This window comes from Wolbachia endosymbiont (group B) of Apotomis betuletana (assembly GCF_947250475.1).
Taxonomy (GTDB): Bacteria; Pseudomonadota; Alphaproteobacteria; order Rickettsiales; family Anaplasmataceae; genus Wolbachia.
Genome location: NZ_OX366320.1, coordinates 378,022 through 392,819, shown reverse-complemented (window position 1 = coordinate 392,819; position 14,798 = coordinate 378,022). Strand labels below are relative to the sequence as shown.

At 33.5% G+C, this 14,798-nt stretch carries 4 protein-coding genes; 1 reads left to right on the top strand and 3 read right to left on the bottom strand.

The genetic code is table 11. From position 1 onward, the window contains the following. Positions 1 to 52: 52 nt before the first annotated feature. On the bottom strand, positions 53 to 943 hold the full coding sequence (gene wmk / locus OOK82_RS01705; RefSeq protein ID WP_264704328.1) for a WO male-killing family protein Wmk: 891 nt from the start codon (positions 941 to 943) through the stop codon (positions 53 to 55). A 113-nt stretch (positions 944 to 1,056) separates the two neighbouring features. On the opposite strand from wmk, the gene OOK82_RS01700 reads away from it, so the two are divergent. Beyond that, positions 1,057 to 2,010, top strand: coding sequence for an Rpn family recombination-promoting nuclease/putative transposase (locus tag OOK82_RS01700; protein WP_264704340.1), 954 nt, complete (start codon positions 1,057 to 1,059; stop codon positions 2,008 to 2,010). 348 nt (positions 2,011 to 2,358) lie between these two features. Here the strand turns inward: OOK82_RS01700 and OOK82_RS01695 are convergent, their stop codons facing one another. Both OOK82_RS01695 and OOK82_RS01690 read right to left on the bottom strand, forming a co-directional pair. Next, on the bottom strand, positions 2,359 to 12,915 hold the full coding sequence (locus OOK82_RS01695) for an ankyrin repeat domain-containing protein (RefSeq protein WP_264704339.1): 10,557 nt from the start codon (positions 12,913 to 12,915) through the stop codon (positions 2,359 to 2,361). 22 nt (positions 12,916 to 12,937) lie between these two features. After that, positions 12,938 to 14,221, bottom strand: a complete 1,284-nt coding sequence (locus tag OOK82_RS01690) for a hypothetical protein (RefSeq protein WP_264704338.1) — start codon at positions 14,219 to 14,221, stop codon at positions 12,938 to 12,940. Positions 14,222 to 14,798 lie beyond the last annotated feature (577 nt).

Genomic DNA, 14,798 nt, shown 5'->3' with positions numbered 1-14,798 from the left:
AGGTAAAGATATTAATACATATTTATTTTCAAGTTATGTAAAAAGGTTGTTGTTAATCAATTATTTTAGAAATAACATCAGTAGAAAAACCTAACTGAAGTAAATTATTTGCAACTTTCATTTCCTCTGTTTTGTAAATCTTTTCTTTGTAAATTTGCTTTCTTTGCAAGAAAAATTCTACCCATATATTCAGTTCATTTCGTGATTCTTGATTGTCAATTTTTCTATATTCTCTTGCCAAACTTAATAATTCATTTTCTCCTTCACAATCACTTTCTTTGTATTCCTTTATTAGATCTTCAGCATTCACTGATAATTCTTTTGCTATTTCCCACAACCTTTCACTTAAAATAGTAACACTACCTTGTTCATAATGATGTATTTGCGAAGGTCCTACATTAAGCTTTTTCGCTAATTCTTCTTGAGTATAGCCTCTGATTATTCTCCACTTTTTTATCTCTTGTCCTCCGTTTTGCTCGTATCTCTCTTTATCAGCATATTCTTCCGTTGATAAGCCTGTTGCTCGATAGATAATGTCATTATCAAACCCTGCCTTAACTAGATTCCTTGCAATTCTTATTCTTGCTGCTTTTATATTACTTTCTTCCTCAGCTCGGATAGATTTGGTTAATGCATAAATTGCTTTGTGTCCTCCTGTTTTTTCTATAAAATTATACATTTCCTCGGTCTTAGCTTTCTCGAAACAACTACTTTCTTTTAGTACTTTTCGCCCAGGAAAGAGATTTCCAACAGGAATTGATAATGCCCCTGCTAATATTTTTAACTTTTCAATTGGAATGCCACATGTTCCTTGTTCATATCTTAGCAGTGTATGATAGTTTATGTTTGCTTTGCCTGCTAAGTTTTTCAGGGTATATTTTCTTTTTAACCTCCAGCTCCTTACTTTTTGTGCTATCTGATACCTTATCAAGATATTTGCCATAAATATTATACAGGTTAATACTACCAAATAAAGATATACAAAATGTTTGCATTTTAGTTGAATATTTCTTCACAATTGTGTATAATTATTAATGCTTTTTATCTTACTCTCTCATGGCTCTTTCCAAGTTTCTCGATCCAAAATTAGACTTAACATTTAAAAAAATATTCGGTACTGAAAAAAATAAGAATATCCTTATCCACTTTTTGAATGATATTTTAGGGTTTACTGAAATAAATACTATACAAGAAGTCGAATTCCTTAGCACCATTATGGACCCTGAAATTGCTTCTGATAAGCAGAGTATTGTTGATGTCCTGTGCAGGGATTCTACTGGGGCAAGGTACGTGATTGAGATGCAACTCGCTCGTGATAAAGGATTTGAAAAACGCGCTCAACTTTACGCTGCTAAGGCTTATTCAAGACAGGCTGATAAAGGCGGTAAGTATATTGATTTAAAGAAGGTTTTCTTTATTGCTATTTCCAATTGTAATTTATTTCCTGATAAGCTTGATTATATATCTAGCCATACCATAAGAGATGAAAAAACTAACGAGCATGATTTAAAAGATTTTCAATTTATCTTCATTGAGTTGCCAAAGTTTCCTAAGAGCAGAGAAGAGCAGCTAGAAAATGTAGTAGATCGTTGGCTATTTTTCTTCAAATACGCAGAAGAGACAACTGATGAAGATTTAAGAAAAATAGCAGAAAAGTCACCGATAATAAAGTTAGCATATGATGAGTTAGATAAGTTTCATTGGAATGAGAAAGATCTTGTAGCTTATGAAGAAAGGGTAATGGATTTACAAAAAGAAGCTGCTATCTTAGAACAAAAACTTGACGATGCTAAACATGAAGGAATCCAAATTGGAGAAGAGAAGGGCAGGAAAGAAGGCATCCAAATCGGCCATGAAAAAGGTAGACAGGAAGGCAAGGCAGAGGGCGAAAAACAAGCTAAAATAGCTGTGGCAAAAAAACTACTTAAAGCTGGTGTCTCTACTGATATCATATCACAAACTACAGGTTTTTCTCATTCTGAAATTTCACAACTCAAAGAAAAAACATAATATCCCTACTTATTCACTTCAACATTGATGAAAATCTTTCCTAAGTTAGACATATCCCCTAATTAAGAATCTAGTGAACTGTCTAAAATGGCTATAAAGATTGCACATAGAATTATATAAATTACTATCATAACATTACCCAAACTTCTATATCAAAGCTACGTGCTGTAAGTTCAATATGGAAAACACATTAACCACTTATTTACCAATTCTAGTCTTGTATTTCTTATTCCTATTTCATCCATTTTAGTATTGGGATCATCAAACTTAGTCTGGTATCCCTAATTATTTTGGCTACCCTCACTTTAAATTTTCCACTACTTGGCATATTACCTCTTATATTATAAACTACCTATTGAGATTACCTCCAAGCTTGGTTACTCCTATCTCAGAAAGATAAGTTGATACTTTATCTTTTTGTAGGACATTTGTACAAAAGCGCTTCTTGGACTTTTCTAAAACATTATCTAACCCAACATTACCACTAAATTCAACTCCTCTTTCCAAGCTTGCTATTATTTCTGGATACGCATCTTTAAGTTCAACACGTATTCTAGCTTGTTCTTTTGATTCTAGGTTTCTTATTTTATCTTCTACAAATGAATTAAATTTTTTAAGAGCAAATTCAACTGCAACTCTGCTGCTTGGCACAACTTCTACTCCTTTACTCATTAAACCTTGATAGCGCCTACTTGGAGTATTATCTAATGCATCGGCAACACAACTCGCAAGAGCAATATTTTCATTATTTAGGAATTTATTCCAACCAACAGATGATGTACTTTGTGGTATTTTTTTATTATCACTTTTTACATTATTCTTGTCTGCAATGTTGTATTGAGAGGGTAATGCAGGAATTATAGAGAAAGTGCTAGCTGCTAATTTTTTCGCCCAAGAAATACAATTATTTATCCATGAAGATGGTCTTGTACCACTACTTGCTGCTATCTCAGGTTGATTACTCGAACCTAGCAACTCACTCAGTAAATGACGGCGTTTACGTTGTACAGCTTCTCCTCTTTTCTGCTTGAGTTTTTCTAAGCACTGCACAATATCACTACATTCTTTGTTTTTACCACGTTCTCTTAGTTTCTCTTTAGCAATATCTAGTGGCGTTTTACCATCCTTTTTAGCATCAACATCAGCCCCTTGACTAATAAGCTCTCTAACTTTAAGGAGATTTTCTTCTCTTACAGCAGTAAACAACTTCCTGCGTAATTGCTCCTGTTCTAAAACTCTCACTATATGACCTTGTTGGGTGAACAATAATGAACTATTGAGAGATTCCTGATTCTCTTCAAGAACGTTCTTTGTATTAATAGCAAACTCTAGCGGTGTTTTACCATTCTTGTTTTTAGTATCAACATTAGCTCCTCGACTTATAAGCTCTTCAACTCTAGGAAGATTAAATTCTCTCACAGCAGTAAATAACTCTTTACCTAATCGTTCCCGTTCCAAAGCTTTAACTATATCTGTGTAACCCTTTTGAATAGCCAATCCCAAAGGTGTTTGGTTATGAATGTCCTTGACTTCAATATCAGCACCTCTATCAAGAAGGAATTTGACTGTATCTAATTTGTTTCCCTCTACAGCTACATGTAAAAGTGTAGAGTGGTCATTAGTTACATCATTAATATCACTAGCATCCTTATCTAAAAGAAATTCAACTATTTCAAGCTTACTACTATACTGAGCAGCCAGATGCAAAGGTGTATCGCCGTAGATATCTCTAGCTTTAATATTAGCGTTCTTATTGAACAGAAACTTAACTATGTCAAACTTGTCACTAGAAGCAGCAAAGTGTAAAGGTGTCCATCCATATTTGTCTTTGGCTTCAATCTTAGCACCCCTATCAAGGAAAAATTGGACCATGCCCAAATCTCCTTCTTGAGCGGCAAAATGCAAAGGTGTTTTTCCTTCCTTATCTTGAGCATCAATGTTAGCATCGTCCAAACTAGCACCTCGATTTACAAGATCTTTAACTTTTTTAAAATTACCACCTTGCACTGCAGCCAGTAATTGCTCATTTAATTGAGCTTGTTTTAAGTATTTTACGATGCTATCATGCTTTCGGTCGATGGCGATATCTAGCGGTGTCTTACCATCCTTATCTTTAGCTTTGATATCTGCTCCCTTACTTGCAAGATACCCCATTACATCCAGATGGCCGCCACCAGAAGCCATGTGCAATGCTGTCTGCCCATCACTATCTTTTAGATTAACATCAACTTCCCCTTCATCTACAAAATACTTTACCACATCTAGCTTACCATTGTAAGCAGCATAGTGCAGGGGAACTCTACCGCCATTATCTTTAATTTCTAAGCTATTTTTTGCATCTGCTACAAAATATTTTACTATATCCAGATTACCACCATAAGCAGCAGAATGCATAACAGTCATCCCATTACTATACTTAGCATTCAAGCTAGCCCCTTGACTTACAAGATCTCTAACTTCATCAAAATTACCATATTGTGCTGCAATAAGTAATTCTTGATTTAGCTGCACTTGTTTTAAATACCCTACAACATCTTCATGTTTTTGATCAGTAGCAGCATCCAGCGATGTCTCACCACCTTTGTCCTGAGCATTAATGTCAGCTCCCTTTTCTACAAGGTACTTCACTACACCTAAGTGACCATTCCAAGAAGCACAGTATAGTGGTGTTCGACCATATCTATCAACATCATCGATGCTCATTCCCTTGCTGAGAAAAAATTCTATAATGTTTGTATTATTATTTTCAGCAGCAACATGTATAGGTTTCCTACCAAAAATATTCTCAGCATTAATATCGGCTCCCTTCTCGACTAATGATCTAGTATCATTTAATTGACCTTTCCATGCAGCTAAGTGTAGCGGCGTCCAACCATTTTCATCTTTAGAATGAACATCAACATTTTCTCCAAAATGACTATTCACAGAAACATTGCAAACAGGAGGCTCTATTAGGCTTTGATTAAAACTAAAAGCTCCGCCATTATTGTCTCTAGAGCCAGTACCTGTACTCTGGCTTCTACCTTTTCTTATAGTAGATCCACAATCTTCAATCTTCCATACACCTTGTGTAACCTCTCCCCCTGGAATCCAAGTGAATACGCTTCTTCTATCTTTGTCATGTTTAGCATAATCAGCAGCATACACATATTCTTTAAGCTTAACATTCATTATAGAGCAGTCGTTACCATCAGGTTTAATCATCCACACATCTCGTGCAACTCCTCCCCCTGAAACCCAAGTAAATACCATTCTCCTGTCGTTGTCATAATTGAAATAATCACTAGCAGCATACAGATTTTCATTAAATCCAGCATTCACTATATTAAAGTTATCACCATCAGGTTTAATCATCCACCTAAACTTATCATTTTTTTCATTCTTTGGAGTCCAAGTAAATACCTTTCTTCTATTGCTGTCATAATTAAAACAACTATCAGCAGCATATAAATATTCATTTTGATAAGTATTTTTAATACATACTTCTGACGCAAATACTATATTCTTTACTGACTCTGGCAATCTGCTTTTTAGCTCCTCAAGGTTAGATCTTTTTTCTAACCGGGCATTAGCATAGTTATCAAAATTCATTGTTTCTTTTATATAGTAAGCTAACTTAAATACTGCACCATTATTTAAATCATCATTCTCTTGCATTGCATCAAACACAGCTACGTAACTTAAAATAAGCTGATCAATATAACCATGACTTCGTACAAAACTTAATATTTTTTTTGTATCTACTTTTCCATACACATCATTTATAACTCCTTTAATTATATCATCAAACAACTTTCCATCTGATCTATAAATTTCATCAGCAAGTTTATTAACTGAACTATATCCATTATGCAACATGCCATCCTTTAGCTTCTCTTTTGCTACACTTTTTATTGAGTATCTTAACTTCTCTACAAAAAACTCTGCCCATTTTTTTACATTAGCCGCAGTATCTGCTTGGTTAATAATTTCTTTTTTTAGAACATCAACCATCTTCATCATCTTATATGGGTCATTATTCTCGATACTTGCATTCTTATCAAGAAAGAACTTAACCATCTCTAAATCACCGTTGTAAGCGGCCATACGTAGAGGTGTTCTACCATCTTTATCTTTAGCCCTAATATCAGCACCTTTATCAACAAGAAACTTAGCTATATTCAATTTACCTTCTTGAGCAGCTAAGTACAGAGGGTAGGTGTCCTTATTTTCAACACTAAAATCCTTTCTATCAAAAAGAACTTTTACTACATCTAACCTACCTCCTTGAATAGCCATATATAAAGGTGTTAATTCATGCTTACTTTCAGTATTCACACTTTCAATTTTTCTAATTAAACCTTTAGCTTCATTAATATTGTTTCGCACTATAGCATCAAACATTTTCTCCTTTAATAAAGTTACTTTCTCCTTATTAAAGTCCTCTATAATATCTTCTGAATTACAAGCAGAGACTATGCATTTCAAATTAGAAACCATCGTATCATTAAAAGCAAACATCATTTCTCTTGCTAGTTGATAACTATTCCAATTTTCTACTTTCGCTAAGGTATTATTCTTATGTGATAACACTAAACTATCATCAGTAATCTCGGCATCAAAATCCAATATAGACTTATCTCTAAAATCAACCAAACCAATATCATTCTTATCGATAGGTTGATTATGATAAATTTGTAACCCTTGTTCCTCTGGTTGATAGTATCTGAAAGAGTCCGGGTTCATTTCTACATGCTCAAGCTTTAAGTTTGTACTATCTATTTTATAAATCTCATTGTTTATTCGTAATACAATTTGTTGATTCTCTGGATTTTTAAAATAATCAACTAAACCAATAGACAAAGACCATTTATTACCTTTGCTATCAAGTATAGTAATATCTTTTATCTCTAAGCTATCCTCTGTAAGGTCAGAGATTGATTTGCTATAGCATGCATTTATATAACTCCTTTTACCTTCTTCTATTCTTATACTATCAACATCTGTTACATTTAACTCAGCAAAATCAATGATACTATAAGGTATGTTTTGATAAGACACCACTTTGTTTTTTATTTTTAAATTGAGCCTTATTGGCGACGACGAAATTTTACTATTTAATGTATCTGGCAGTTTGATAATATACTGGTGTTGCCCTTTCTCTCCTTCTATTGTAATATCCTGATAGTAATTACATAGCATCACGTAGTCATCATAACCATAGCCCTGTCCATTATTAAGGTATTTCTGATAACTACTTGTAACATCAAAATTATTGTAACTAAAATCAACAATTACCTGATCTGAGTACATTCCAGCAATTATCACTTTTTCATTAGGTACTCCCATGTGATTTTTAATAACTTCTACTTGAGATACTGGTATGTCAAAATTATTGTTATTGGCAATATCTTTTGCAATTTGGTAAGTATCAAGTAATTCTTGGTCTAGTATACTTGCTTGTATAAATGCTTTTAACTTTTTTCCACTATTTTGTATGACTTCTCTATTAACATCATTTCCTGAATTTCTCAACTTTTGACATCTAATATCTTCTATTGTATCAGACAAAGACTTATCTTGTATTGTAACAGACTCTGTTATCCCTTGGCAATTTACTTGAATTACTAGACTTTTAAAATCATTGACTTTAGTACTTGAAACAATAGTCTGTCCATTATTAGCTAAAAGATCTAAGCTATAACTACCTTTTTCTATATCCTCACTTATTCCCCACTGTATGATATTACTAACTTGAATCCTTATTACGTCAATATTTCCTTTTATTTTTCCTGTATCTCCTAAATCATTTACTATCCTCACATTATCACTATCTTCATTAACAACAAATATTGTTTGCTTTAATCCCCTGTGATGCACATTTTCTTTGTTAACTACTCTAACTTCATAATCTTTGTCTGTGCAGTTAAGTGAATTCTGCCAGACTTCTGCATTTTTTACATTAATAAATCTTGTTTTACAGTGAGTAGTAATATTTTGCTTGCTGTCAGAACTAGATACGTAGTTATGTGTGTTGACCAATCTTATGTTGTTGCTATTACCGTAATTTAACATTCCATTGTGCAAATCAGCAACGATATTATTAGCTTTAACATTCATTACCACAGTATTTTCTTTTCCTGCTCCACCTTCAAGAGTACCAGATGTAAAGCTGTCAACAACAAAGATAGTTTCATTATTTTTTGAGCCAATATAACGTATATTACTACCTTCTGGAATATGCATTACTGCTGGATAATTTGCAGCTGCTATTAATGTTTTTGGCCCTGAAATATATAACACTGATCCTTTAGGAAATGTTTGCTTTTTTGTATTACTAGGATCTTTTCTTGTTGGATTAGTGAAAATAAAAGGTTCTTCTGAAAGAACAAAAGTATTTTGACACTCTCTGTAGACTTTGTTGCTGTTACATGGGTAGTACAAATTGCCATTCTTATGTTGTGTAGTGATTACTTTACCGCATTGCGATTTTGGTCCTGAGTATTTTAACGGTACCTTTACAATTCTTAAGCCAAGGTTTTCATATTCATACTTGGTCAGATGAGGAATATGCTTTGCATCCGTATTAACAACATAAACTTTTTTTTCATCTATCTCCTGATGACATTGATGGTTATTTTTTATATCACAGATAAACCTTTCCCAACCTTCATTCATAACCAAAGTATAAGGTGCCATACCTAGTATTTTAGAGATATCAAGAGAATATAAATCATTCTTTACATTAGAAGCTGTATTAACCTTACTAAAAGAAATACTATTGTATCTTTTTTCCAACCCACATATCCACACCATCCGCTCTACACAACCGAGATCCTCTCCTATATTAGGATTATACGGGGGATACATAACACACATGGGCTTTACTTCCTTATCTTTAATCACCTCACTATATTTCTCTTCAATGGAGATTACGTATTGTACAACCGCAGCTATGTCATAATTATCATTTAACAGTTTTATAGCTACTTCTTTTACAGAATTTAAATAACCCTTTATTCTAATTTTGTCTTCATATTCCTTTTCTACATTTTTTCCTGTAAAAAACTTGATTACTCCTGCAAAAAATACTTCCGCTTGTTCACCACCAGGTAGTAGAGGTACTTGTTCTGCTATTGCTTTTGTATACTCTATTCTCTCATGAATTTCTACACCAATTGTTATTAATACATCAGCAACCATAGTAACTACTGCTACCCTACCTAAAACTTTACCTGCAGCAGATAACCCTCTTAAAATCTTAGTAGTAGCACTTACACTTTTTACTGTAAAGCTAACACTTGCACTTATAGGCCTTATGCTCATACTTGCTAGTTTTACACCACTACTAGCTGTCCAATAATAATTTAATGGATGATGATTACCTTGAGCTATTTCATTTATACTATACCCAAATTGATAAGCAATAGTTGCAAATGTAATACTTTGAACTATGGGGTTACTGATAATCTTAACAAACGTTTGACGTACAGGTTGTGGTACTTTACTAATCAATTTTCCTACTTTACTATTAGAAGAAATACTTACACTCGTCCTAACATCATCCATAGCATCTAGTATACCATTGATACCAAATACTTGCTTTAAAGCATTATTATCATGTCGTCCAAGTGTTGCTGTATCACCTATACTATCAAGCAAGTCATATATAGCCATCATGGAAAAAAACTTTCCACCTTTTGCTCCTTTTATTTTCGCTGAATCAAATTTATCACGATCAAATGCAATTCCTTTTTCTTGAAGGCTGCTTTCTACATTACTAATATAATCTGCAAAAACTTTTTCACCAAGATCATCAAAATGATTTTTAAACGTATCAAAAGTATCTTCCCTAACACCTTTTGCTAGCAAGTTCTGTTTAATTTCCTCTACAATATTAGAGTAATCTTGATTAGTTTGAACATCACCTATATCTTCAATGTATTTTTTATTCTCTAACAACTGCTTATCATTTGATAGTTGATGTAATTTATTATGAATTTTCTCTCTTTCTGCATCTGTAGTAAAATTTTTAATTATATCATCGAATTTTACTTCATAGCCATCGATGCTTAAATAATACTCAATATTTTGTCCTTTTATTTTTTCTTTTATAACGCGATCCTTATCTCTGCCTACTTTTACTAAGATCTCAATACCATCACTATAATCATCTACAAAATATCTTTCTGCATTCTTCATTTCTATAATATCACCTATTATCAATTTTTTATCATTACCATTGTTATCTTTTACTTTTACATATACATCAGTCCTATCAGCATTGCCTATCATATCAAACACTTGCTCACGACCTATATCTACAATTTCATTAGTTAAATCCTTAGCATTATCAATATCAAATAGCTCTTTAACACGTTGCTTTTTTTCTTCCTTTGTAACCTTTTCTTCATCACGTGAATCTATGCATGGTATACCTATATCACGTCTTTTTCTTGTTGCACATTGGCTAAAACTAAAAATGGAGCTATGAACTACCTTAACAGGAGTAAATTCATCTTTACTTACTAAAATAAGAGAATTTGTATTACTCGCCCCTTTGTCAAAAATAACACCCATAAAAGCAACTTTGTTGCCATCTGTAAGCGTTTTATAAGTAACACCTTTTGTATACTCTTTAGTTATTTGATTATTTGCTTCTGTTATTAATGCATCAGCTGTCTTACCTTCCCTTGGTCCTTTAACCTCCAATCCTACCGGATCATACTCTTTAGCACTGCTGGCTTGGTTTGCAAACTTAATACCATGAACTAGCATATCAATGCGTTTTCCCCTACCTGTTTGAAACTCTGTTAATATTAACGCTCTATCTTCTTGTTGTGGTTCTCCTAGCTTGATATCACTATAATGGTCAAATGCTCCATGCAATACTGCCTGAGTATGTGCTTCTTTTTCTATTAAACCTTTAAGAGGTAATATTGCCTCGCCTACTTTGCCAAATAACTTCTTGTACTTACCTATTGATGAAGATTGATCTTGTAAAGAAGCAAGCTGAGATACTAGTACTTCATCAAATGTTTTCTTAAAATCCTTAGGATAAGGAATATCTTTAAAATTACCTTCAAATTTATTAGTTTCTCTTCTATTATACTGCTCTAGGGAAACGGATTCTCCCACCTCCACGCTAAAATACTCTTCAAATTTTGATTTTTTCTTAATGTTAAAACTAAGGTTTAGTTCAACTATTTTCCTGTTTCCTATTTCTTGCTGAAGTTGATCAAGAGGAATTCCCTTGTTCATCGCATTATCTCTTCCATCTGTTTCAACAATATTCATCACACAAACTGATTTTTGAACATTGATTGGAATAAATACCATTGTCACAACTCCATGGCTTTGATCCAAGTTAGATGGTTGACTGGCACCTTGCCCTTTACTTTTCTGATCTTTAAGACGTTGAGATTTAGGTTCAGGTTGAGCTTCTGTGGGTATATTTTCTCCATAAATAAAAACGTGCTTTTTAAAACTGCTTTCTAAAACTTGAACTTCATTTAATAACAGAGACTGCCCTAACAAAAACCTACTAAAATAATGATTATCTCCCTTCTCTCCTGTACCAGGAAATGTATGGTAGATACGCTCTATGTTATTTTGAACTTTCTCCTTCAGCCCTTCTTCATTAATTCTACCATTATTTCGTCCATCAATAGATTCCATTATATCATTAAAAAGAGGGGTGATTTCTTGATCACGTGATTTAGCAACGATATTCGAAACAGGAGATGGATGATCAAGGTTTACACCAACGCATAGCATGTCATTTGCAGTAGTTAAAATTCTCATTACATTCGGTTGAAAACCTTTTGTATAATCCTCAGCTTGCTTTAAAGCAGTAGTTGGTGCAGTTCCACTCTTTTCTCCTATTTTACCTTCTTCTAACTCTGCTTTAGTAGCAGCCTTCATTTCTATAATAATAGGAATAGCATTCAATGACCTATCCTTACCACGAGGCACTAAAACAATATCAGCGTAACCTCTCCCTGCAAATTGCTCTAGATAAACCCTAAGATTATGTCTATAGCGAAAATTCACTAGGGCGCCTGCTATAAACCCATGATGTGCTGTTTCCCGGAATTGAACGGTAACCTTTTTGCCATTGGATAGCGTACGCTTTTTTTCACCGTACATAAGTGAATCCTTATATTCAGAGTGAATTTTACTAACTTTTTTTAGAATATTCTCAATAGGCTCTTTCACTTTTTCCACATCAGGATTAGTCAGCTTCGCTATATCACTTTCTGGATTACTCCACAACCCTCCTTTTACCTCATGAAAACCTTTGCTAACAGCGGAATTAAGTACTCTCGTATCTATTACTTCAACATTAATACCCTCTTTGTTAATATTATTTCTGGAAATATGTATTAACCTAAAGTCCATTTCTAATACAGAATCTATCGGACCTTTAAATGCATCTTTTATATCTTGAGCTTCAGCTTGTATACTTTTACCTTTAGGTGAAGTAAGACACTTCTTCAATATCTCTACCAGATCACCTGAAGTAAACTTACAGTTTTTATTATCAGAGTTATGCTCTGAGATAGAAATTAATTTTACATGATTCTTAACGTCCTCATAAGATTGTATTTTATCATTACTAATAACAGCTACTTTTAATGTACCCGAAGTATCAAATCTAAAATATATTTTTTTAATCTTCAGCTTTTTCGCAATTTCTGTATTTATCAAGGTAGAAAAGCTTCCTAGAAAGAAATGAGGAAAAAATCCTTCTTTACCTACCGAATGTAAATATGATGGAATCTGATCAATATATGACTGAAATCTTGCTTTGAAAGATTTAAAATCACTTCCCTGTTGAGTTGAAGTACTTGCTACATCTGAACTCACCTCTCTAATTAATAGTTCTATTAACTCAAAATCTTGTGGTCTTTCTTCGTTCGGCATATAACCCTCCTTTTAGATCTTTTTAATGATCACCTAACCCCATATAAGATTGTTTACTAATCTCTACCTCAGCTAAATCACCGCTTGGGCCAGGTATGTTTTTTTGATCGAGTTCTTTATCAGCAGACTTGCCATACGCTAAAAACTTATTTAATGAAACATGATCTCCTTGCTCTAATATAGAACGTATGTAATTTGCTTTTTCAGAAGACATGAACTCCTTGATTTGTCTAAAATTAGCATTATCTAACATTGCCCACACTGGCTTCATAAAACCTTTTTCAATCAAATGTACTGAAAATTTTCCTTGAAAAGAAGAATCTTCCATCATTTCCCCGTCTAATGTGAAAGCACGATGACTATCAAATCCTTCCTTCATCCACATATGCATAAAAACTCCCACACCCTCACCTAAATAATACTCTGGACAGTCCTTTATCATGAATTTTGACCAGAGACGATAATCATCTTCTGTAATATCACTTGGCTTTAAACAATCGAACAATTCCTGAAATTTATCAAAGCTAAGCACGTCCTTCATTTTATTCAAAGAACCGTAATAACCATTTTTCTCCAAATCTCTTTTTAAAAGCTCTGGATATCTATCAGGATTTATCTGATCAAGGAAAAACTCAAATATATCAGGGTAAACGCGAAAATTAGGTCCTGCCGAATACACTGCATTTTTCATGAAGATCTCATCCTTTTTCTGTGCACTCATTTTATTGTCAGGCAAGGATTTTATCTTATTACAAAAGAATTCCACTGCTTCTACTCTGTGCCAACCTACTGCACAGTCAAGCCCACACTCATATAGATGACGACCCCTCAAATCCAATTTATCAAGATACCCACTAATGAAATGTGACCAAAACTGTGCTATAGGACCTTCTCCAAAGCACTTAACTAAGTGGTTATACTCTAGCAAGCTACTTCTACCTTGAGCAGACAATTCCTCTTTTCTTTCCTCAAATATAGCTCGTATTTCATCCTCTAAACAACACTCACATGCAATTTTGTATCTACTTGCCCTGCCAAAAGCATTATCCGAATCTGGTAGTGTAGTAAGCCTTTTACCTACCTCCCGTCTATTAAGCTTGACTCCATGCAATCCTCCTACCTCCTCCCAAGACTGCTTGTCAGATAACACTTGTGCAATAAGATTGTGTCCTTTTTGACCACTTCTTTCAATTATTTTTGAATGTGTATAGCACCAGCGTTCAATTTGGAGGAGCTTAGATGCCTTGTAAGGATCATCCTCCTTAACAGATGAAAACAAAACTTCCGGAATATCTCCACGGTCCATAATTACCCCTCTTTACAAATGAATGAAAAAATACTTTGATTCTTAACCCTCTCACGTACCATAATGAACTAGCCTCTATTATACTCTAGGTATATTACTCTGTCTTTAAAACCTGTCAATCATGATTTTAGAAATTTTTCCAACCCAAAGTAACTTTCGATGAAAGACTCTTAACAGGATCAATTTGTTTTTATATTCTATTTTTATCATACACTTGTTAATTCTTTCACAAGTAAAATGCTATTAATTTAGCAAAACATATTATTAGGATCTCAAGCAAATTAACCATTTCCAGCGTTCAAAACCAAGGGCGGTGAGAATTGTTCGTTTTGGGATGGGATGGTCTACCAAACGATACATACGAACTTTTTAATATAGTGATTTCATTATACGCTAAAATCAGCCATATTAGCCCATTTCATCCATATCTACATACGAACTGTTTTGCCTAAGCTTATTGAAATAATTTAAATCTTCTATTTTTATAACCTTATTTTTACGCTGCTTGTTCTCACAAATATACGATGTTTTTTATGTTTTTGGAGAAAGTCAATAATTCAATTCTTTAACTAGCATG